This is a genomic window from Kitasatospora sp. NPDC058965, assembly GCF_042741245.1.
In the GTDB taxonomy this organism is placed as follows: domain Bacteria; phylum Actinomycetota; class Actinomycetes; order Streptomycetales; family Streptomycetaceae; genus Kitasatospora.
Window position 1 is genome coordinate 1 of record NZ_JBHYKG010000023.1, and the last position, 19,668, is coordinate 19,668.

General features: G+C 73.5%; 20 protein-coding genes and 1 pseudogene. 13 read left to right on the plus strand and 8 right to left on the minus strand.

What is annotated here, in order from left to right; genetic code table 11:
• Nucleotides 1–28: 28 nt before the first annotated feature.
• A complete protein-coding gene (locus ACFW1A_RS06465) occupies nucleotides 29–1,246 on the minus strand; it encodes a winged helix-turn-helix domain-containing protein (protein ID WP_380405144.1) in 1,218 nt (405 codons plus the stop codon).
• Between the two features lie 47 nt (nucleotides 1,247–1,293).
• Nucleotides 1,294–1,698 carry a MerR family transcriptional regulator gene (locus ACFW1A_RS06470; protein WP_380405147.1) on the minus strand — a complete coding sequence of 135 codons (405 nt, stop codon included), beginning with the start codon at nucleotides 1,696–1,698 and terminating at the stop codon, nucleotides 1,294–1,296.
• A 146-nt stretch (nucleotides 1,699–1,844) separates the two neighbouring features.
• Between ACFW1A_RS06470 and ACFW1A_RS06475 the strand changes: the two genes are divergently transcribed.
• A complete protein-coding gene (locus tag ACFW1A_RS06475; RefSeq protein ID WP_380405150.1) occupies nucleotides 1,845–2,585 on the plus strand; it encodes an amidohydrolase family protein in 741 nt (246 codons plus the stop codon).
• A 191-nt stretch (nucleotides 2,586–2,776) separates the two neighbouring features.
• Here the strand turns inward: ACFW1A_RS06475 and ACFW1A_RS06480 are convergent, their stop codons facing one another.
• Complete coding sequence (locus ACFW1A_RS06480; protein ID WP_380405155.1) at nucleotides 2,777–3,682, minus strand: LysR family transcriptional regulator; 906 nt, start codon at nucleotides 3,680–3,682, stop codon at nucleotides 2,777–2,779.
• A gap of 81 nt (nucleotides 3,683–3,763) precedes the next feature.
• Between ACFW1A_RS06480 and ACFW1A_RS06485 the strand changes: the two genes are divergently transcribed.
• The 5 genes and pseudogenes from ACFW1A_RS06485 to ACFW1A_RS06505 all read left to right on the plus strand — a co-directional run bounded on the left by ACFW1A_RS06485 (nucleotide 3,764) and on the right by ACFW1A_RS06505 (nucleotide 6,935).
• Nucleotides 3,764–4,276, plus strand: a complete 513-nt coding sequence (locus ACFW1A_RS06485) for a cupin domain-containing protein (RefSeq protein ID WP_380405159.1) — start codon at nucleotides 3,764–3,766, stop codon at nucleotides 4,274–4,276.
• Nucleotides 4,277–4,330: 54 nt separating this feature from the next.
• Nucleotides 4,331–4,690, plus strand: coding sequence for a DoxX family protein (locus ACFW1A_RS06490; RefSeq protein ID WP_380405162.1), 360 nt, complete (start codon nucleotides 4,331–4,333; stop codon nucleotides 4,688–4,690).
• A gap of 197 nt (nucleotides 4,691–4,887) precedes the next feature.
• A complete protein-coding gene (locus ACFW1A_RS06495) occupies nucleotides 4,888–5,814 on the plus strand; it encodes an arginase family protein (protein WP_380405165.1) in 927 nt (308 codons plus the stop codon).
• Between the two features lie 77 nt (nucleotides 5,815–5,891).
• Nucleotides 5,892–6,128, plus strand: a pseudogene (locus tag ACFW1A_RS06500) (ATP-binding protein); the annotation flags it as partial.
• An 87-nt stretch (nucleotides 6,129–6,215) separates the two neighbouring features.
• Nucleotides 6,216–6,935, plus strand: coding sequence for an SMI1/KNR4 family protein (locus ACFW1A_RS06505; RefSeq protein ID WP_380405167.1), 720 nt, complete (start codon nucleotides 6,216–6,218; stop codon nucleotides 6,933–6,935).
• 96 nt (nucleotides 6,936–7,031) lie between these two features.
• Here ACFW1A_RS06505 and ACFW1A_RS06510 read toward each other — a convergent pair whose 3' ends face one another.
• A complete protein-coding gene (locus ACFW1A_RS06510; protein WP_380405170.1) occupies nucleotides 7,032–7,829 on the minus strand; it encodes a TIGR04222 domain-containing membrane protein in 798 nt (265 codons plus the stop codon).
• A 165-nt stretch (nucleotides 7,830–7,994) separates the two neighbouring features.
• Nucleotides 7,995–8,597 carry a cupin domain-containing protein gene (locus tag ACFW1A_RS06515; protein ID WP_380405173.1) on the minus strand — a complete coding sequence of 201 codons (603 nt, stop codon included), beginning with the start codon at nucleotides 8,595–8,597 and terminating at the stop codon, nucleotides 7,995–7,997.
• Nucleotides 8,598–8,742: 145 nt separating this feature from the next.
• Between ACFW1A_RS06515 and ACFW1A_RS06520 the strand changes: the two genes are divergently transcribed.
• The 3 genes from ACFW1A_RS06520 to ACFW1A_RS06530 all read left to right on the plus strand — a co-directional run bounded on the left by ACFW1A_RS06520 (nucleotide 8,743) and on the right by ACFW1A_RS06530 (nucleotide 13,450).
• Nucleotides 8,743–9,975 (plus strand): saccharopine dehydrogenase family protein, encoded by a 1,233-nt coding sequence (locus tag ACFW1A_RS06520; protein WP_380405176.1) that lies wholly within the window; start codon nucleotides 8,743–8,745, stop codon nucleotides 9,973–9,975.
• 136 nt (nucleotides 9,976–10,111) lie between these two features.
• A complete protein-coding gene (locus tag ACFW1A_RS06525) occupies nucleotides 10,112–11,527 on the plus strand; it encodes an NAD(P)/FAD-dependent oxidoreductase (protein ID WP_380405179.1) in 1,416 nt (471 codons plus the stop codon).
• A 363-nt stretch (nucleotides 11,528–11,890) separates the two neighbouring features.
• Nucleotides 11,891–13,450, plus strand: coding sequence for an APC family permease (locus ACFW1A_RS06530; RefSeq protein ID WP_380405182.1), 1,560 nt, complete (start codon nucleotides 11,891–11,893; stop codon nucleotides 13,448–13,450).
• An 87-nt stretch (nucleotides 13,451–13,537) separates the two neighbouring features.
• Here ACFW1A_RS06530 and ACFW1A_RS06535 read toward each other — a convergent pair whose 3' ends face one another.
• Entirely contained in the window at nucleotides 13,538–14,188 is a 651-nt protein-coding gene (locus ACFW1A_RS06535) for a class I SAM-dependent DNA methyltransferase (protein ID WP_380405188.1), read from the minus strand.
• A gap of 79 nt (nucleotides 14,189–14,267) precedes the next feature.
• Here ACFW1A_RS06535 and ACFW1A_RS06540 point away from each other — a divergent pair, with 79 nt between their 5' ends.
• The gene (locus tag ACFW1A_RS06540) at nucleotides 14,268–14,612 is read left to right on the plus strand and encodes a hypothetical protein (protein ID WP_380405192.1); all 345 of its coding nucleotides are present in this window, start codon (nucleotides 14,268–14,270) and stop codon (nucleotides 14,610–14,612) included.
• Between the two features lie 162 nt (nucleotides 14,613–14,774).
• The gene (locus ACFW1A_RS06545; RefSeq protein WP_380405195.1) at nucleotides 14,775–15,599 is read left to right on the plus strand and encodes a beta-glucanase; all 825 of its coding nucleotides are present in this window, start codon (nucleotides 14,775–14,777) and stop codon (nucleotides 15,597–15,599) included.
• Between the two features lie 109 nt (nucleotides 15,600–15,708).
• On the opposite strand, the gene ACFW1A_RS06550 is transcribed toward ACFW1A_RS06545, so the two are convergent.
• Nucleotides 15,709–16,125 (minus strand): hypothetical protein, encoded by a 417-nt coding sequence (locus ACFW1A_RS06550; RefSeq protein WP_380405198.1) that lies wholly within the window; start codon nucleotides 16,123–16,125, stop codon nucleotides 15,709–15,711.
• Between the two features lie 315 nt (nucleotides 16,126–16,440).
• Here ACFW1A_RS06550 and ACFW1A_RS06555 point away from each other — a divergent pair, with 315 nt between their 5' ends.
• Nucleotides 16,441–18,270 carry an FAD-dependent oxidoreductase gene (locus tag ACFW1A_RS06555; protein WP_380405201.1) on the plus strand — a complete coding sequence of 610 codons (1,830 nt, stop codon included), beginning with the start codon at nucleotides 16,441–16,443 and terminating at the stop codon, nucleotides 18,268–18,270.
• A 189-nt stretch (nucleotides 18,271–18,459) separates the two neighbouring features.
• Nucleotides 18,460–18,843, plus strand: a complete 384-nt coding sequence (locus tag ACFW1A_RS06560) for a VOC family protein (RefSeq protein WP_380405204.1) — start codon at nucleotides 18,460–18,462, stop codon at nucleotides 18,841–18,843.
• A gap of 101 nt (nucleotides 18,844–18,944) precedes the next feature.
• Here the strand turns inward: ACFW1A_RS06560 and ACFW1A_RS06565 are convergent, their stop codons facing one another.
• Nucleotides 18,945–19,625: an alpha/beta fold hydrolase gene (locus ACFW1A_RS06565; RefSeq protein ID WP_380405207.1), complete on the minus strand. Its 681-nt coding sequence runs from the start codon at nucleotides 19,623–19,625 to the stop codon at nucleotides 18,945–18,947.
• Nucleotides 19,626–19,668 lie beyond the last annotated feature (43 nt).

Consider the following 19,668-nt stretch of genomic DNA (forward strand, 5'->3'; position numbering starts at 1 on the left):
GCGCCCGCGCCGGGCTGGCCCGCGCGGCTCACCGCCAGCCGGGCGGCACCGCCTCGCCGTACTCAACGGCCGTCGCCCCGACGAAGGCCGCCAGATCCGCGAGCTCGCCGGTGACCGCGCGGCGCAGCGCGGCCGTCGCCCGGACGTCCGGCTCCAGCCAGAGGCCCGCCACGGCGAGCACCCGGCGGCGGCGGTCGACCCGGGGTTCCACCCGGCCGACCAGGCGGTCGCCGTGCAGGATCGGCAGCAGGTAGTAGCCGTAGGTCCGCCTCGCCTTCGGGACGTACATCTCGTTGCGGAAGTCGAACCCCCACAGCCGTTCGGTGAGCCTGCGGTCGTTGATCATGTTGTCGAAGGGCGACAGCAGCGCCGTGCGGCCCGCCCAGTCGTCGGCCCGGATCGCGTCCAGCTCGGCCAGCGCGTCGGCGTGCACGTACCAGGTCTCGCCCGCCCGGCCGCCCTCGACCCGCACGGGCTGGATGCGGTCCCGGGCGACCAGCGCGTCCAGCACACCCGGCAGGTCGGCGTACTGTCCCGGCACGAAGTACTGCCTGATGTCCAGCGCCCGCGCGATCCCGCGGGCGCGCAGCGTGTGCTCGATGGCCGTGGTCACCACGGCGCGCGGCGGCAGCGGTTCGCGGACGACGTCGGCCGGCAGGCACGCGGTCGGCAGGCCCCAGAGCCGCCGGCCGCCGCTCCGCCCCGCGATCATCACCTCGCCCCGGCGCCAGAGCAGCCCGAGCATCCGCTCCACGTTGCGGCCGTTGGTCCACCCGCTCGACGCCCAGTCGACCACCGAGCGGTCCTCGAACGCGTCCGTGGGCAGCGGTTCACCCTGCGCGAGCCGTTCCAGCACGTGGCGCCGGAGCTCGTCGTTCGCCGTGATCCAGCCCTCGATCCGCTCCCGGCCCCGGTCCGGGTACGCGTCCATCACCGCCCGGTGCAGCGGGTAGTCCTCCGCCAGCACGGTCGCCGCCGCGTGCGTCCAGTACTCGAACAGCCACCGGTCCCGCCAGCACGCCTGCTCGAACTCGCCCACCCCCTGCGCCCCGAGCCGGCTCCACAGCACGAGCTCGTGGCTGCGGGCCAGCACGTTGACGGGGTCCAGCTGCAGGAACCGGAGCGCCCGGCAGACCGTGCGGAGCCCGTCCGCGTCGGCGGACGGACGGGCGGCGGCGAGGTGCTGCCGGGAGACGGCCAGGCGGCGGGCCTGGGATTGGGTGAGGGTCAGGGGGCGCGCCGGCATCCTGGCAGGGGCTCCTTGGTCGTGACTGAGCAATTCGGTTGGCGAGTTCACTGAGGCGAAGGAATTCGAGCGCCCGGCGCTGCGGCTTGATCGGCCACGCCATCGATGTTCTCGGTGACCGCGATCGTCCGACGCAGTAGGCGACGGGCGGCGTCCAGGTCGGCAGCGCGCTGGTCGAGGATGTCCAACTGGTCGCGCAGACTGGCGAGGATGCCGGGGCAGGGGCGCAGCGTCGCCGCGTCGTGGGTGCAGGGCAGGACCTGGCGGATGATGCGGGTGGGCAGGCCAGCGGCGAGCAGGGCGCGGACGCGGCGCACCGTCTCCACCGTCTGGTCGTCGTATTCGCGGTAGCCGTTGGCGCGGCGGTCTGCGCGGATCAGGTTCGTCCGCTCGTAGTAGCGCAGTAGCCGCTCGCTGACTCCGGTCCGGCGTGACAGCTCCCCGATCAGCACTGATCGGCCCCCCTCGAGTTGACCTTCCAATGGTGTCAGGGAGCAACAGTGTCCTGACCGGCCGAATTCCGGACCGGCTGAGACGGAGGGAACGAATCAGTGATCATCGATGCGCACAGCCATGTCCACACCCGGTCGAGGCGCACGTGGGGCTGCTGGACGAAGCCGGGGTGGACCGCGCCGTCCTGTTCGCCACCCGGCCGCACCCGGAGCGGGCTGGCGACCTGGCCGCACTGCACCGGGAGATGGCCGTCCTGGAGAAGGTGCTCGGAGGCCGGGCCGGCAGCGTCGAGGCGTACCGGGGGGCGTGGCGGGAGCTGGATGCCGCACTTGCCGCGCGGCCGGAGCGGTTCATCGGCTTCTTGTCGGTGCCGCTGGGCCTGGGGTCGCGGGAGACCGCTGAGATCGTGGAGCGGGAGGTGGTCGGGCGCGGACTGCGCGGGATCGGCGAGCTGACACCGCCGCCGGGAGAGGCGGGGCTGATCGAACCGGTGCTCCGGGCGGCGAGCGACCAGGGGCAGCTGCCCGTGGTCGTGCACGGATCCGCGCCGACCACCGCGGAGGACCTGGCCACGCTGGCCGCGCTGGCCGGCCGGTACTGCGACGTTCCGCTGGTGGTCAGCCAGTTGGGAGGGCAGCACTGGATCCAGGCCATTGAACTGGTGCGGGACACCCCGAACATGTATCTGGAGCTGTCCACGGCCAACGTCGTCTTCGCGGTCCGGCTGGCCATCAAGGAGATCCCGGACCGGACGCTGTTCGGCTCGGACGCCCCGTACGGCGACCCGGTCCTCGCCCGGGCCCTGGTGGAGCGGGTCACCAGCCCGGGCGAGGTACGCGACCGGGTCCTCGGCGGGACGATCGCCGAACTGGTGGGGCTCGGCTGACACAGAACCGACCTGCCAGACCCGCACACTCGGCTTGCCAACTCAGCCGTTCACCCGCTGACCGAGGCATTCAGTCGGATTGGTGCGCGCAGAAGTGACGGGGAGATCCTGGATCAGGATTTCTCCAGAGGTGTTCTGACGATGTGCCAGTCCTCGGCGGCCCGTCGACGGAGCCGCGACGCCGGGTCCGGTCAGTGCGGCGTGCGGGAGCCGTCGTCCCGGTGGGGCGGGCCGGACGGGCCGGGGGAGTGGCGGTAGGCCGCGGTCGCGGTCTCGACGAAGGAGCGGATCAGCGGGTTGGTGTCGCCTTCGTTCCACACCGCCACCACCCGGCTCGGCGCCATGTCGGTCAGCGGCACCACGGCCAGTTCCGCCGGCAGATCGTGCCCGAGCGGGGCCAGGCCGACGGTGCCGTTCCACAGCACGGCCTGCAGGCACTCCTGGACCGCGCGCACCACCGGGCCCTCGCGCGGCACGCCGCCGTTCCAGTACGCCTGCCAGCGGGGGTCGGTGCCCGGCGGGAACTGGAACCAGCGGCGGTCGCCCAGCTCGGCCAGGCACAGCCGCTCGCGGCGGGCCAGCGGATCGTCGGCGCGCAGCACCACGCCCACCGGGTCCGCCCGCAGCACACGGACCGTCAGGGCGGTCTCGTCGAAAGGCGCCCGGGTCAGCGCGACGTCGACCAGCCCGGCGCGCAGGCCGCAGGTGGGGTCGGTCAGGTCGGTGTCCCGGACGCGGACGTCGATACCGGGGTGGCTGCGGCGGTAGCCGGCCGCCAGCCTCGCCACCCCCGGGTCGGTGCCGTCGCCCAGGATGCCGACGGTCAGGGTCGCGGAGCCGGCCGCCGCGCGCACCCGGACCGCCAGGCGGTCGGCCTGGTCGAGCAGCGCCCGGGCCTCGTCCAGCAGGACCGCGCCCACCGGAGTGAGCGCCACACCACTGGGGGAGCGGCTGAACAGGCGGGCGCCGACCTCGTCCTCCAGCCGCTTGATCGCCCGGCTCAGCGGCGGCTGGCTCATGTGCAGGCGGGTGGCGGCGCGGCCGAAGTGGAGTTCCTCGGCGACCGCCACGAAGTACCGCAAGGTCCGTAGCTCCACGCAGCCACGATACCCAGCAGGTATCGGCAGCGCGGAACAGGTCTTGGACAGCGGCGGGGCGCCGGCGGTGGACTCGTGGGCATGACCGAAGAAGCCAGGAACGAAGAAGCCGAGGCCGACAGCGCGCAGGCCACCGCCGCCGCCGTCTCGGTGGTGGCCCCCGGCGAGGGCGAGACGATCGTGCTGGGCACCACCCGGATGCGCGTCCTGGAGGACGGCAGCCACACCGGGCACCGCCTCGCGATCGCCGAGTCCGTCCTCGCCCCGCACACCGACGGCCCGCCGCAGCACCGCCACGGGCGGCACGACGAGGGGTTCTACATCCTCTCCGGCACCGTGCGGTTCACCGTCGGGGCGGCGGAGTACGACGCCGGCGCGGGGACGCTGGTGATGGTGCCGCCCGGGACCCCGCACACCTTCGCCAACCGGACCGACCAACCCGCCGTCATGCTCAGCACGTTCACCCCCGACCTGTACCTGCAGTACTTCCGGGACCTGCAGCAGGTGCTCGCCGCCGAGCGGCCGCCGACCCCGCAGGCCACCGTCGAGGTGATGCGCCGCTACGCGACGGAGCCGGCCACCGACCTCGCCTGACCCCACCACCGGCACGGCCGGGCCCCGGGAAGCCGTGGCCCAGGAACAGGAATCATGAACACCGCCTACTGGATCGTCGCGGGACTGCTCGCGCTCTTCTACCTCTACGCGGGCACCCTGAAGGTGATCCGCACCCGCGACCGGCTCCGCCCGATGATGGCCTGGGTCGACCGCGTACCGCTGCCCGCCGTCCGGGCCCTGGGGGCCGTCGAACTCCTCGGCGCGGTCGCCCTGGTCCTGCCCCGGCTGACCGGCATCGCCCCCGTGCTGGCGGTGGTTGCGGCGGTCGGCTTCGTCCTCCTGCAGGCGGGTGCGATCGCGGTCCACCTGACCGGCGAGGACCGGCAGATCGGCCTCAACGTCGGCCTGGTGGCCGCAGCGGGTGCGACCGTCTGGCTGGCCAGCGGGTGGTGACCGGGTGCCGTCGTGAGCCGGGGCCGCCACCCGGGCCTGGACCGCGCCCGATCGCGACCGGTGACCGGCGGCCGACAGCGTCAGGACGGCACGCGCACGCCTGGTACGAGCGGTAGGATCGCGGTCCGCGGCAACGGAGGGGACGACTGCCATGGACGAACTCGCCCGCATGGAGGCGCTGATGAGGAGCGGATTCCATGGAGCGCGTTGACATGCCGTCGACCGCCGACTCGGCCGGCGACGTGCACCTCCGGCTCGTCTGGCCCCAGTGGCAGGGTGCCGGTACCTCCAGCGTCACGGCATGTGCCGCCGAGTTCCCGCTCGACGTCGCCCGCCGCGGCTACGCCGTGGGCGCCGCCGTGCTGGAGGCGGTCCTGCCCGAGCACGACGGTCCGACCGTCCGGGTGCCGGTCGCCATGTTCGACGAAGGGCTGGCGGAGCAGGACGGTGTGGAGGCCAAGCAGGCCGTCGTCGAGCAGTTGGCGGACGCGCTGGACGCCATCCGTCGGCATGCGCCCGCCCGCGTCACCACTCTCGGCGGCGACTGTTCGGTGAGTGTGGCCCCCTTCGCGGAACTCGCCCTCCGCTACGGCGACGACCTGGCCGTGATCTGGATCGACTCGCACCCCGATGTCGGCACTCCCGCCAGCAAGTACCCCGGCTACCACGCGATGGCGGTCGCCGCGCTCACCGGCCACGGCGACCCTGACGTCCTCGGGCTCCTGCCGGCCACGGTCTCCCCGGACAGGGTCGCCCTGGTGGGCTTGCACTCGTGGTTCGACGACGACTTCCCCAACGCGGCCGCGTGGGGCCTCCAGACGTTCGCGCCCGACGAACTCCGCACGTCCACGCGGCCGCTGCTCGACTGGCTCGCGGCCACCGGCTGCTCGCGCGTGGCCGTCCACTTCGACGTCGACACCGTGGACGCGAACGAGGTCCTGCTCGGCCTCGTGCCGGAACCGGGCGGCCTCACCAGTGGCGAGGTGCGGCGGATCGTCGGCGACATCGATGCCGCCGCGGACGTCGTCGCGCTGACGATCGCGGAGTTCATCCCCCGACAGGTCATGCAGCTGGGGCAGGTCCTGAACGGATTCCCGCTGCTGTCCCGCACCACGTCCCGCTGACCCGACCCCCGCACCGGGCGACAGAGCGGTGGTCCTCCGGCCGGCCTTCCTGCCGCGATCCGGGCGTGACCACGTTGTTCCTGATGGTCTGCCTGCCGGTGGACGACGAGACCCAACGCGCCCGTATCGCCCATCGTTGGGCGACCACCCCCGGGGAAACGCTGCCCATGTCCGAGGCCGACATCCGGCACGGGCGAGCGCACTTCCAGGAGCCCGACGCGGCGGAGCTGGAGGGCCTCGGGGCGGCCGACCCGCCGCCCGGTTGCGCGGACTGGCGGGAGTGGGCCGCCGACCGGTGGCCGTCGTTCGCGTGACCGGTGCGGCCGACGACCACGCGGCGGTACCGGGTGTGCCCGCGCCGGCCCGGAACGGTCCGCCGGACATGCCCTAGCCTCGGCGGCATGGTGACTGGTCCTGATGTGGCGGTGGCCCTGCAGGGTGGGGCGTGGGGGCCCGGGCGGGCCCGGGAGTTCGTGCGGTGGTTCGCCGCGGAGTGGGCGGGGCGGCCGCTGCGGGAGGGGGACGGGTACGGGGAGGCGGAGTTGGCCGCGGAGGAGGCCCGGCTGGGCTTCGCGCTGCCGGCCGCACTGCGCGAGGGGTACGCGCTGTTCGGGCGCCGGGACGACCTGGTCCGGCGGCAGGACCCGCTGCGCCCGCTGCCCGGTCTCTGGTTCGACGAGGTCTACGGCGGCCTGTTGGGCTTCCGCGACGAGAACCAGGGCTGTACGGGCTGGGCGGTCGCCCTCGGCCACGGGGAGCCGGACGATCCGCCGGTCTGGGTGGACTCGCACGAGGGGTGGGTCCCGTTCCTGCCCCGGGTCTCCCAGGCCTGGGTGGAACTGGTGCTGAGCGAGACCCTGTTCGCGGACCGCGGTGCGTACGACGCCTGCGAGCTGCCGACCGCCGAGGCCGCCGGCCTGGCCGGGTACACCCGGATCGACCTGCCCGACCACCCGATGTGGACGAGCGCCGAGGAGTCCCCCGTCCGCTGGTACGCGGCGCCGGGCCGGCTGCTGCGGCGCGACGGGCAACAGGACCTCTGCTGGATGCACGCGCGCGGACGGACGGGGGCCGACCTGGACCGGATCCGGGCCGACTTCCCCGTCCGCTGGGTGAACTGAGCGTCAGAACAGGCTGCCGGGCACCCGCTCAGCTGTCCGGCACCAGCCCGCAGGCCACCCGCTCAGCTGTCCCGCACCAGCCCGCCGAGCACCCGCTCAGGTGTCCATCGCGTCGATCCAGGTCTTGGTGGCGTAGGCCTCGCCGCCGAGCCCGCCGCCCGCGCCCGGTCCGGCCTTCGGACGGGTCAGCAGCCCGCTGTCCCGGACGAAGGCGGCCAACTGCCCGCGCAGCACGGGTTCGCCGAACAGCGCGACGCCGAGCAGCAGCCGGTCCGGCTGCTGCTCGGTGGCGTGCCGGGTGTCGGCGTTCTCGCGGCGCAGTGCGTCCAGTACGCCGCGGCCGCGCCGGGTCGACCGGGGGAGTACCCACAGGAGGACCGCCAGTGCGTCGGCGGCCAGCGCCAGGGCCAGCGCCGCCGGTGTCTCGTGGCCGCCGATCGCGCCTGCGGGGGCGGCGGTGAACACCGGCAGCAGCAGCACCCGCACCGCCGCCAGCCGTCCGCCGGACAGCCTCAGGCGCTCCCGTTCCAGCGATCCGGTCACCTCCCGGGTGGCCGCCTGCACCTTCTCCTTGCCCTGCAGCAGGCGCGGGTGCGCCTTGGCGTGGAGCACGGTGTACTGGGCCCGGGCCAGTGCGGAGGCGCCGCGCGGCACGGAGTTGACGGCGCGTCGGACGGTGCCGGACCCGGAGGCGGCCACCGCCCCCAGCAAGTGCAGTTCGACCAGGGCCACTTGGGCGGCCCCGCGGTCCCCGTCCCGCAGTGCGCCGATCTCGACCGGGGACAGTGGGCGGTAGGACCGCCCGCGCACCCGCTGCCGCCCCGGCCACAGCCGCAGGCCCGCACCGACGAGCAGCAGCAACCAGGCTGCCCCGGTGGACACTTCCACGATCATCCGACGACCAGCTCCCCCTGAACCCAGCCCGCCGGCCGCTGCCCACGCTACTCGCAGGACCGCGCGGCTACCAGGGTCGCGGGGTACCGGACTGCTCCGGTGCGGGTGAGCTCGGGTGCGGCAGGGGGAACCGGCGAGCCGACGGCGCGCTGATGGTCCGGGCGCCTACGGCTGCGCGTCGTCGACGGCCACCTCGTCCGGGGTGGGCGGGCTGATGATCCACAGCACCTCGGTGCGCTCCGAGGCGGAGTTGACCAGCCGGTGCGGGACGGAGGTGGCGTACTCGATGCTGTCGCCGGTGCGCAGCGTGTGCCGCTCGTCGTCCAGCTCCAGGGTGACCTCGCCGCTGATGACCAGCAGGATCTCCTGCGCGTCGCCGTGCGTGTAGGCGCCGTCCCCGGTCGAGGCCCCGGGCTCGAACTCGGCGCTGTAGACCTCCAGGTGGCGCAGCGGCGGCTGGGCGATCATGTACTTGCGGGAGCCCGCCTGGACGCCCACCTGCGGGCGGTCCTCGCGGCGCAGGACCTGGTGGCGGGCGGGCGTGCCGCTGTCGAACAGGTCGGCGATGGTGAGGCCGAGGGCGACCGAGATCCGGCGCAGCGAGCCGACGCTCGCCTCGGTGCGACCGTTCTCCAGTTGGCTGAGGAAGCTGTGGCTGACACCGGCGGCCTCGCCCAGGGCGCGCAGGGTCATCCGCCGCATCCGCCGGTACTCGCGCACCCGCGCGCCGACGTGCGACTGGCCGTTCTCCCCCGTGGGACCCGTCATTGCCACCATCTCTTTCGCCTGCCCCGGTGTCTCGGTCGAGAGTCTAGTGCCGGACTCTCGGAATCTTGCCCACGCTGAACACCGATGATAGCTTCACTGAACAGCTTGGTCAGTGGAAGCGAACAGATCGAAAGGACGTGCGCCGATGCGAATCCTCCTGGTAGGCGCTGGAGGCGTGGGGTCGGCGGTCACCGCCATCGCGGCCCGCAGGGACTTCTTCGAGCACATGGTGGTCGCCGACTACGACCTCGGGCGGGCCGAGCGGGCCGCCGCCCGCACCGCCGACGCCCGGTTCTCGGCCGCCCGGGTCGACGCCTCCGACCAGGCGGCGGTCCAGGCGCTGCTGGTCGAGCACCGCTGCGACGTGCTGCTGAACGCGACCGACCCGCGCTTCGTCATGCCGCTCTTCGAGGCGGCGCTGGCCGGCGGCGCGCACTATCTCGACATGGCGATGTCGCTCTCCCGCCCGCACCCGGAGCGCCCGTACCAGGACACCGGCGTCAAGCTCGGCGACGCCCAGTTCGCCCGCGCCGACGCCTGGGCGGCGGCCGACCGGCTGGCCCTGGTCGGCATCGGCGTCGAGCCCGGGCTCTCGGACGTGTTCGCCCGCTACGCGGCGGACGAGCTGTTCGACGAGATCGAGGAGATCGGCGTGCGGGACGGCGCCAACCTGACCGTCGACGGCTACGACTTCGCCCCCTCGTTCTCCATCTGGACCACCATCGAGGAGTGTCTGAACCCGCCGGTGGTCTTTGAGAAGGACCGCGGCTGGTACACCACCGAGCCCTTCACCGAGGCCGAGGTCTTCGACTTCCCCGAGGGCATCGGGCCGGTCGAGTGCGTCAACGTCGAGCACGAGGAGGTGCTTCTCGTCCCGCGCTGGGTCGACGCGCAGCGGGTGACCTTCAAGTACGGCCTCGGCGACGAGTTCATCGGCGTGCTCAAGACGCTGCACAAGCTCGGCCTGGACAGCACCGAGCCGGTGACCGTGCCGAGCGAGCACGGACCGGTGAAGGTCTCGCCGCGCGACGTCGTCGCCGCCTGCCTGCCCGACCCCGCGACGCTGGGGGAGCGGATGCACGGCAAGACCTGCGCCGGCACCTGGGTGAAGGGCAGCAAGGACGGCCGCCCGCGCGAGGTGTACCTCTACCACGTCGCCGACAACCAGTGGACGATGCAGGAGTACGGCGCCCAGGCCGTCGTCTGGCAGACTGCCATCAACCCGGTCGTGGCGCTGGAGCTGATGGCCTCCGGCCAGTGGACCGGCAGCGGGGTGCTCGGCCCGGAGGCCCTGCCCCCCAAGCCGTTCCTGGACCTGCTCACCGCGTACGGGTCCCCCTGGGGCATCCGCGAGCAGTCCGCGACCGGCACGGACTGACACGGTCCGCACCCCGCGGGCGCGGCCCGGCGGCCCGCCCCCACCAGTTCCCCCAGTTCCCCGCCCCCACCAGTTCCCCACTGCACCGGTTCCCCGGCGGACCGGTCATCGTTCAGCACCTCGGAAGCAGGTTCACGTGGACGGCCAGCCGACCGCCAACGGCGGTGTCTCCTTCTGGTACTCCCCGATCGGGATCCCCGAGCCGCGCCCGCGGCTCGACGGCTCGACCGACGCCGACGTCTGCGTGGTCGGCGGCGGGTACACCGGCCTGTGGACCGCCTACTACCTGAAGAAGGCCGATCCCGGCCTGCGGGTGACCGTCCTCGAGCAGCGGTTCTGCGGCTACGGGGCGTCGGGGCGCAACGGCGGCTGGCTGTACGGCGGCTTCGCCGGGCGCTCGGTGTTCGCGCGGCAGTACGGCAAGGCCGGCGCGGTGCGGATGCAGCGGGCGATGAACGACTCGGTGGACGAGGTCATCGGCGCGGCGGCCGCGGAGGGAATCGAGGCCGAGGTCGCCAAGGGCGGTGTGCTGGAGGTCGCCCGCACCCCTGCCCAGCTGGCGCGGCTGGAGGCCTTCGTGGCGTCGGAGCGGGACTTCGGCGAGGACGACCGGGAGCTGCTCTCCGCCCGGCAGACCGCGGCGCGGATCGGGATCGACGGCGCGCTGGGCGGCACCTGGAGCCCGCACGGAGCCCGGATCCAGCCCGCGCGGCTGGCCCGGGGGCTGGCCGGGGCGGTCGAGGCGCTCGGCGTGCGGGTCTTCGAGTCGACCCCGGTCACCGAGATCCTGCCCGCTCGCCCGGGCGCCGCCGCGCAGGCGGTGACGCCGTACGGCACGGTGTCGGCCCGGTTCGTGCTCCGCTGCACCGAGGGGTTCACCGCCGCCCTGCGCGGCGAGAAGCGCTCCTGGCTGCCGATGAACTCCTCGATGATCGTCACCGAGCCGCTGCCGACGTCCTTCTGGGACGCGGTGGGCTGGTCGGGCCAGGACCTGCTCGGCGACTTCGCGCACGCCTACATGTACGCGCAGCGCACCGCCGACGACCGGATCGCCCTGGGCGGCCGCGGCGTCCCCTACCGCTTCGGCTCCCGGACCGACCACGACGGCGGCACCCCGCAGCGGACCGTCGACCAGCTGCGGCAGATCCTGGTGACCTTCTTCCCCGGTGCGGCGCAGGCGCGGATCAGCCATGCCTGGTCCGGCGTCCTGGGCGTCCCGCGGGACTGGTGCTCCACCGTCGAACTCGACCCGCACACCGGCCTCGGCTGGGCCGGCGGCTACGTCGGCAGCGGCGTCGCGACCACCAACCTCGCCGCCCGCACCCTGCGCGACCTGGTGCTGCGGGAGAGCGCCGCGGCGGGCGACACCGAGTTGACCGGCCTGCCCTGGGTCGGCCACACGGTGCGCCGCTGGGAGCCGGAGCCGCTGCGCTGGCTCGGGGTGCACGGCCTCTACGCCGCGTACCACGCCGCCGACCGCCAGGAGCGGTCCGGGCGCGCGGCGACCTCCCCCATCGCGCAGGTCGCCGACCTGGTGTCCGGCCGCCACTGACGTCCGGGCCTCGTCCCGCGGCGGGTCGCGCCGGCGGGTTCGTCCGTCGGCAGGTGCTGCCGCCGGGGCCCGTTCCCCGACGGTTCGGCCGCCGGGGCCCGTACCGGTACGGGCCCGTACCGCGGCGGGTCCCGGCGCGGGCTCCGCTCCCGAGCGGCCCGCTCCCTTGTCGGCCCCTAGTGCCGGTGATAACTTCATCGAACAAATCGTTCAGTGGCTCTGAACTCCCCTGGGCTTGCCACTGACCACCGGATCCGAACCCGTTCGCCGCGAGACGGCGGTCGGATCCGGCTGCGCCGACGAAGCCGGCCCCCGCCGGCCAGCTCCCCCTTCCCTGCGTCCCCCACAGGCCCGGAGACTGCCATGTCAACCACAACCCACACGTCCGACGCCTCGCCCGCACGCAGCTCCCATGCCGGCGAGAAGGGCCTCAAGTCCGGATCGCTCGGCCTGGTCTCCAGCGTCGCCATCGGCCTCGCCTCGACCGCCCCCGCCTACAGCCTCGCGGCCACCCTCGGCCTGGTGATCGCCGGCGTCGGGCTCCAGTCGCCGATCGTCATGATCCTGGCCTTCGTGCCGATGCTGCTCATCGCGTACGCCTACCGCGAGCTCAACGCGGTCGACCCGGACTGCGGCACCACCTTCACCTGGGCGTCGCGGGCGTTCGGGCCGCGCACCGGGTGGATGGCGGGCTGGGGCATCATCGTCGCCGACGTGATCGTGCTGGCCAACCTCGCCCAGATCGCCGGGCAGTACGGCTTCGAACTGATCGGTGCGGACGGCCTCGCGGGCAGCACCCTGTGGACCACGGTGGCCGGGGCGGTGTGGATCGTCCTGATGACCTGGCTCTGCTACCTCGGCATCGAGATCTCCGCCGCGCTCCAGAAGATCCTGCTCGGGATCGAGGTGGTGCTGCTGGCGGCCCTGGCGCTCACCGCCCTCGTCCGGGTCTACACCGGCCACGGCGTGGCGGGCTCCAGCCACATCGCGCTCTCCTGGTTCAACCCCCTCGCGATCGACTCGCCCGGCGCGTTCACCAAGGGGATCCTCGCCGCGATCTTCATCTACTGGGGCTGGGACACGGCGGTCTCGGTCAACGAGGAGACCGAGGACGCCAACCGCACCCCGGGCCGGGCCGCGGTCATCTCCACCCTGCTGCTGCTGGCGATCTACGCCGCCGTCACCACCTCGGCCCAGGCCTTCGCCGGCGCCGGGACCACCGGCAGCGGCCTGGCCAACCCCGACCACTCGGGCGACGTGCTCTCCGGTCTCGGCAGCGAGGTCTTCGGCAGCCACGGCATCGGCTGGTTCATGACCAAGCTGCTGATCTTCATGGTGCTCACCTCCTCCGCGGCCTCCACCCAGACCTCGATCCTGCCGACCGCCCGCACCACCCTGTCCATGGCCGCGCACAAGGCGCTGCCCGCGCGCTTCGCCCGGATCCACGCCAAGTACCTGACGCCCACCTGGTCGACCGTGGGCATGGGCGTCGCGTCGCTCGCCTTCTACCTGGTCCTCACCATGGTCAGCACGAACGTGCTCACCGACTCCATCGGGTCGATCGGCCTCGCCATCGCGTTCTACTACGGCCTGACCGGGCTCGCCTGCGTCTGGTACTTCCGCAAGGTCCTCACCCGCAGCGCCCACGACCTCTGGTTCAAGGGCATCCTCCCCGGGATCGGCGCGCTGGTGCTGTTCGGCCTCTTCGTCTACGCGGCCTTCTTCGTCTACGCCGACCCGAGCTACGGCACCGGCAGCATCTCGCTGCCGCTCGTCGGCAGCGTCGGCCGGGTGTCCGTGCTCGGCATCGGGTCGCTGCTGGTCGGCCTGGTGGTGATGGTCGTGTACGCGATCCGCCGCCCGGCCTTCTTCGCCAAGGAGGTCATCCCGGTTTCCGCCGCCGAGGTGGCGACCGCGGAGTAGCCACTCGGCTCCACCTCCGTACGACGGCCTGCCAGGCGACTGGCGGGCCGTCGGCGTTTGGGGCCGGTGTGTGCGTGGACGCGGGCGCTACGCGCGTGCCCGGGCGCGGGCGAGGAGGAGCGCGCCCGGCGAGCTCCCCTCCGGGTCGAGCAGCGTCTCGGTCTCGACCGCGAACCCGGCCTCGCGCAGCCAGGCGCTCATCCGGGCCGGGCGGCGCCGGTGGACGTAGACCTTCATCGGGTGGCCGCCGTAGCCCTCCTCCTTGAGCCGTGACCCGTCGCCCGCGTGGAAACCGACCAGCAGCGGCGCGCCGGGACGCAGGACCCGCCCGAGGCCGGCCAGGATGCCCGGGACGGCGTCGTCGGGCACGTGCACCAGCGACCAGAACGAGAGCGCGCCGGCGAGCGAGGCGTCGGCGAGGTCGAGCGCCGTCATCGAGCCGACCTCGAACCGCACGCCGGGGTGTTCGCGCCGGGCCACCTCGACCATCCCGGGCGAGAGGTCGATGCCGAACGCGTCGACGCCCAGACCGCGCAGGTACGCGGTGACGTGCCCGGGCCCGCACCCCACGTCCGCCACTTGCCCACCGCCCGCAGCCCGCACCGTGTCCGCGAACCCGGCCAGCCCGGTCAGGAGGGCGGGCGCGTTGCCCAGGGCTTCGCGCATCTGGTCGGCGTAGCTGGCCGCGACGGTGTCGTAGGAGGTGCGGGTGTCTGTCAACCAGTCGTCCGGGGTCATGGCTCGACAGGGTAGTCCGACGGTCTGACAGGTGCGGCCGGGAGAGCGCCTGTCAGTGCCGACGGCCACCATGGCGGGCATGAGCAACGGGTACCTGACCACCGGGAGCGTCTGGCGACTGCACCACGGCGCCGACGAGATCGCCCGGTTCACCGTGACCGAGGCCGACTTCCCCTGGGTGCGCGCCGACATCGAGACGCTCCCGGGCTTCGAGGACTTTGCTCCGGTCTTCGCGGAACAGGAGCTGGCCGGCGAGGAGGAGGACTGGGAGCGCGTCGACGCGTGCTACCTGCGGATCCGCAGCGCGCTCACCATGACGTTCCCGGACGGGGAGCCGGTCGTCGAGTTCATGCTGAACATCCACGGCGACGGCACCGCCGGGTGGCGGTGGCACGACGAGCCCTTCGAGGTCGACGGCGCCTGAGGCGGGGCGGATCTGACGGCGCGTTCGTGATCGCGCCCGCCGGGGTGGGACCCCTGCGAGCGGGGGTCCGCGCCTCCGTACGCCGGTTGCCCGGAGGAGCGGGGGAGGGATTGGTCGGGAATGCCCACAACGACCCGATCACCCGAATCCAGAGGGGGTCCGATGACCGACCCGCTTCCCCCGACCGTCCCACCGGCCACACTGCCCGGGCCGACCGTGCCCGGCCAGGCCGCGCCCGCACCGGCTGCGCCCGGCTCGACCGTACCGGGGCCGACCGTGCCAGGCCAGGCCACGCCCGCACCGGCTGCGCCCGGCTCGACCGTGGTGTTCGACGCCCCGTTCTCCGACCGCACGCAGTGGGCGGCCGGTGTCTCCTCCGCCTACCCGCCCAACGGCCTCAACCCCGGCGACAACAAGCTGGACCACCTGGTCCCCGGCTACGGGCCCAACGGGGACCAGTTCACGGCGGTCCGCGAGACCTCGCGCCGCTGGCGCACCCCCCTGGTGACCACCGAGAACACCGAGGGCGGCTTCGAGTTGCTCCCGGGCGACCTGCTGCAGGCGCAGTGCCTGCTCCCGGGCACCCAGGGCGGCTGGCCGGCCCTGTGGACCTGGGGCAGGGACATGGCGTCGGGCCAGTCGCAGCCGGGGCACGGCGAGGTGGACGTCTTCGAGTACCACGACGACCACCCGCAGATGCTGGAGCTGAGCAACCACGTCCGCAACGGCGGACCGGCCTACCTGGACGGTCTGGTGACGCCCGGGCAGTGGTTCACCATCGGCTGCCGGTTCGGCGTCGACTCCGTGACCTGGACGGTGAACGGCACCCAGGTCTTCGCGGACGGCCAGGGCGTCGGCCCCGCCTGGCGCGCCTGGATCATCGTCAACCTGTCGGTGGCCGGCGGCCTCTGGGGCCACCGCAGGCCGCGCCCGGATGCCCGTCAGCTCAGCTGGCACTGCCGGGGGTTGACCGTCCAGCGCGGGTAGCGGGCGACCGTTCGACGGTCCCCGGGCCCACCGCGCCACCGCCGTGGGCCGGTCCCGTCGGCGCGCCGGATGCAGAACCGTTTCTGCATATGCCAACTGCCCGGTCGGCTCAGTCGCCGAAGTCGGTCCGGCGGCGGGAGCAGTGGTGGGTCTGGCCGGCGGGCAGGCCGGTCTCGTCCGGGAAGGAGACGGTGAGGGTGAGTGCGTACTCCCAGATGTCCTCGCGGTGGCCGGGGATCCGGGCCAGACTGCTGGCGTGCACCTCCGCGGTGGACGCCTCGTGGCACCAGCGGGCCGCCTCCAGTAACGCGTCGCGGGGCGTGGCGCCGGTGCAGACCACGGCCGTGTAGGCGGAGACGGTGACGTCGCCCGCGCCGGGCGCCATCGCCCGGGCAGCGGCGGCGGCGCCGGTGAGGTCGCGCGCCAAGTCGTTGACGATGCGGGGCGGGGCGGGGAAGGCCCGTGGGTCCGCCGGGGCGGGGAGGGTGGCGGCTGCCTCCGGTGGCGCGGTCTGAGTCTTGGTCACGGGCCCAGCATGCCCGAGCGCCCAACCTGGCATGCGCATCTTCACCGGATCGAGGGGATTGGCAGCGCGGGGGTGGCGAGTTGCTTTATTGTCCGTCAGATTGGGGAGGCCATTTGCGCCTGCCGGGGTGGTGCGTACGCGTTCGCGGCGCCCGCGCCCGATTCCCGCCGCGACCTTTCGCCCGGTCGGTACGCCGGAAGTCAGGCCGGGGGCGCGGCATCACGACTCGCGCCGAACGTGCTCCGAATGCTGCCGAAGGCCCGTTCCTGTGCCCATGCTAGGAGGCAACAAGCTCCTTCCACATGGGGGATGACGATGAGTCAGGAAATCGGAGAAGGTGCGGAGAGGCACGGCACTCCGCGAACGAACAACGGCGCACCGCGGGCAACGAACGGCGCTCCGTACGCCACGGACGTTGCCCCGTACGCCACGGACGGCGCGGCCCAGCTGAACCGCCGCCGACTGCTCGCCGCCGCGGGCAGCGGGTTGGCCGCGAGCCTGGTCGGTGCCACGGCGGGCGCCGGTCCCGCGGCGGCGGCCGCACCGACCGCGGGCCCCGCCGCACCCACCGCAGGCCCGGCCGCAGACCCCGCCGCGCCGGCCGCGCCGACCCACGCGCCCGCCCCGTTCGGCCCCGTCCGGGTGCACCCCGACGACCCGCGCTACGGCAGCCTGCTGCTCGGCAACAACGAACGGTTCGTCGGCAGCCCGGACGAGATCCGGGTGGTCGGCACCACCGCGCAGGTGGTGCAGGCGGTCCAGGACGCGGTGCGCAGCGGTCGGCGGATCGGTGTGCGCAGCGGCGGGCACTGCTTCGAGAACTTCACCGCCGACCCGGCGATCCGGCTGCTGCTGGACCTCTCGCCGCTCGACGCGGTGCGCTACGACCCCGAGCGGCGCGCCTTCGAGGTCCAGCCGGGCGCGACCCTCGGGCGGGTGTACCGCGCGCTGTTCACCGGCTGGGGCGTCACCGTTCCGGCCGGCGGCTGCCCCGAGGTGGGTGCGGGCGGCCACCTGGTCGGCGGCGGGTACGGGCCGCTGTCGCGGCGCGACGGCTCGGTGGTGGACCACTTGTACGGCGTCGAGGTGGTGGTCGTGGACCGGGACGGCACCGCCCGCGCGGTGGTCGCCACCCGCGAGCCGGACGACCCGCACCGCGACCTCTGGTGGGCGCACACGGGCGGGGGCGGCGGCAACTTCGGCGTGGTGACCAAGTACTGGCTGCGCTCGCCGTCCGCCGACGCCGAGGCCCGGACCGCCGCCCCCGATCCCGGACGCCTGCTGCCGCGCGCCCCCGCGGCGGTGCTGGAGTACCTGATCTCCTGGCCGTGGGACCGGACGGTGGTGTCCGAGCAGGCCTTGACCGCACTGATGCGGAACTTCAGCACCTGGCACGAGCGGAACAGCGCCCCGGACTCCCCGGCCGCCGACCTGTACGCGATCCTCGAACTGACCCACGTCACCGCGCCCGGCTTCCAGATGGTGATGCAGATCGACGCCGGCGTCCCGGACGCCGCCACCCTCGTGCAGGACTTCGTGGACACCGTGACCGCCGGCACCGGACTGTCGAACAAGGGGGCGAGCCTGACGATGCCCTGGCTGCACGCGATGACCTGGCCCGGCAAGGGCGAGTCGGGGGACCTGGTCACCCGCCGCTACAAGGGCAAGGCGGCGTATCTCAGGCGCTCCTTCGCGGACGCCCAACTGGCCACCGTCTACCGCCACCTGACCAACGACACCGGGAACGACGCCTGCGGCATGCTGCTGGTCGGCTACGGCGGTGCGGTCCGTGCCGTGGACCCGGGCGCCACCGCCGTCGCCCAGCGGGACGTGGTGATGAAGGCGGTGTACCACAGCGTCTGGTTCGCCGCGGCCGACGACGCCGCCAATCTGGCCTGGGTCCGCGCGCTGTACCGCGAGGTCTACGGCGACACCGGCGGTGTCCCGGTCCCCGGCACGGTGAGCGACGGCTCCTACATCAACTACCCCGACGTCGACCTCGCCGACCCGGCCTGGAACACCTCCGGCGTCCCCTGGCACACGCTGTACTACAAGGACAACTACCCCCGCCTGCAACAGGTGAAGGCGCAGTGGGACCCGTGCGACGTCTTCCGCCACGCGCTGTCGGTGGAACTGCCGTCGTAGCGCCCGAACCGTGCCCCGCGCGCGCTGACGTGGCGCCGCCTGCCGGGCCGGTGCTGCGTCGGCGCGCGGGGCACGACTGATCGCCGATGGTGGGCTCTGATCCCCGGCAGCTCTGCCGCGCTGCGGCTGCCGGTCGGCCCGCGTCGTCCTCGGTGGCGCTCCGCGCAGAAAGCAGGAAGGCTCGGCCTCATGGTCTCGGTACTGCAGAACGTGGCAATCGACTGTGCGGACGCTTTCGAGCTGGCCCGGTTCTGGAGCAGGGTGACCGGACGCCCCCTGCACCCGGACGCCAGGCCGGGGGATCCGGAGGTCGAGGTGCTGCTGGCCGAGGGGCCGGTGCTGTACTTCAACCAGGTGCCCGAGCCGAAGGCGGTCAAGAACCGGATCCACCTCTGCCTGCGCCCGGAGACCTCGCGCGACCAGGAGGTGGAACGGCTGCTGGCGATCGGCGCCACCGTCGTCGCCGATCGCCGGAATCCCGACGGCACCGGGTGGGCGGTTCTCGCCGATCCCGAGGGCAACGAGTTCTGCGTCCTGCGCAGCGACTCCGACCGGGCTGCCGTGACGTCCTGACGTCCTGACGCACCCTGCGGCTGCCGGCTGGTCAGGTCCGCCGCCGGCGCTTCTCCGCTGCTCGGGCCAGTCTCAGGCTCGGTCTCGGTCTAGTCTCAGGCTCAGGCTCGGTCACAGTCGCGGAGCAGGACTGCGGCGACCGCCTCCGGGTCCTCGTGCATGGCGTCGTGTCCGGTGGGGAGGTCGTGCACCACCCAGGCCGGGTCGGCCCCGAGCCGCGTGCGGAGGTCGGCGAACGGCGTCCGGTCCTCCCAGCCCGAGCAGTAGACGAACTCCCGGCGGGGGACCAGGGCGTGCGCACCGGTGAGCCGGACCCGCTGCAGGAACGCGGCGAGCGGATGCGGCCGACGGCGCGGGTCGCCGCCGCGCGGTGGCTGCACGCCGTAGCCGGTCGCCGCCGCGCCGGCGGCGAACACTCCCCGGAAGTGGTCGTTGGTCGACGACCAGCACGACTCGCCGTCGACCGGCACGTAGGCGTCCAGGTGCACCAGGCGCGCGATCCGGCCGCCGGCGCGGTCGGCGGCCGCGGCCACCACCATGCCGGCGTAGCTGTGGCCGACCAGCGTCGCGCCGGTGATGCGGTGGCGGTCGAGGTGCCGCAGGACGTCCGCGGCGTGCGTGTCGAGGTTGGCACTCGCGACCGTCGCGGTGTCGTCGTCCGGTCGCAGGCCGGTCAGGGTCAGGGCGTGCACGGTGTGACCGGCGCGCTCCAGCAGCGGCACCACCGCCTCGAACGACCAGGAACCCTTCCACGCGCCGGGCACGAGGACGAACGTCGCCATGAGCTTCTCCTTCTCCTGCGGACTGTGGAGTGCGGGCTGCGGG

Excerpts from the sequence above, each read along its gene's own strand:
- ACFW1A_RS06505 (WP_380405167.1), top strand. The coding sequence starts at position 6,216 with ATGGTGACTGGTCCTGATGTGGCGGTGGCCCTGCAGGGTGGGGCGTGG.
- ACFW1A_RS06490 (WP_380405162.1), top strand. The coding sequence starts at position 4,331 with ATGAACACCGCCTACTGGATCGTCGCGGGACTGCTCGCGCTCTTCTAC.
- ACFW1A_RS06535 (WP_380405188.1), bottom strand. The coding sequence starts at position 14,188 with ATGACCCCGGACGACTGGTTGACAGACACCCGCACCTCCTACGACACC.
- ACFW1A_RS06555 (WP_380405201.1), top strand. The coding sequence starts at position 16,441 with ATGAGTCAGGAAATCGGAGAAGGTGCGGAGAGGCACGGCACTCCGCGA.
- ACFW1A_RS06520 (WP_380405176.1), top strand. The coding sequence starts at position 8,743 with ATGCGAATCCTCCTGGTAGGCGCTGGAGGCGTGGGGTCGGCGGTCACC.
- ACFW1A_RS06540 (WP_380405192.1), top strand. The coding sequence starts at position 14,268 with ATGAGCAACGGGTACCTGACCACCGGGAGCGTCTGGCGACTGCACCAC.
- ACFW1A_RS06560 (WP_380405204.1), top strand. The coding sequence starts at position 18,460 with ATGGTCTCGGTACTGCAGAACGTGGCAATCGACTGTGCGGACGCTTTC.
- ACFW1A_RS06485 (WP_380405159.1), top strand. The coding sequence starts at position 3,764 with ATGACCGAAGAAGCCAGGAACGAAGAAGCCGAGGCCGACAGCGCGCAG.
- ACFW1A_RS06465 (WP_380405144.1), bottom strand. The coding sequence starts at position 1,246 with ATGCCGGCGCGCCCCCTGACCCTCACCCAATCCCAGGCCCGCCGCCTG.
- ACFW1A_RS06545 (WP_380405195.1), top strand. The coding sequence starts at position 14,775 with ATGACCGACCCGCTTCCCCCGACCGTCCCACCGGCCACACTGCCCGGG.
- ACFW1A_RS06530 (WP_380405182.1), top strand. The coding sequence starts at position 11,891 with ATGTCAACCACAACCCACACGTCCGACGCCTCGCCCGCACGCAGCTCC.
- ACFW1A_RS06510 (WP_380405170.1), bottom strand. The coding sequence starts at position 7,829 with ATGATCGTGGAAGTGTCCACCGGGGCAGCCTGGTTGCTGCTGCTCGTC.
- ACFW1A_RS06495 (WP_380405165.1), top strand. The coding sequence starts at position 4,888 with ATGGAGCGCGTTGACATGCCGTCGACCGCCGACTCGGCCGGCGACGTG.
- ACFW1A_RS06565 (WP_380405207.1), bottom strand. The coding sequence starts at position 19,625 with ATGGCGACGTTCGTCCTCGTGCCCGGCGCGTGGAAGGGTTCCTGGTCG.
- ACFW1A_RS06515 (WP_380405173.1), bottom strand. The coding sequence starts at position 8,597 with ATGACGGGTCCCACGGGGGAGAACGGCCAGTCGCACGTCGGCGCGCGG.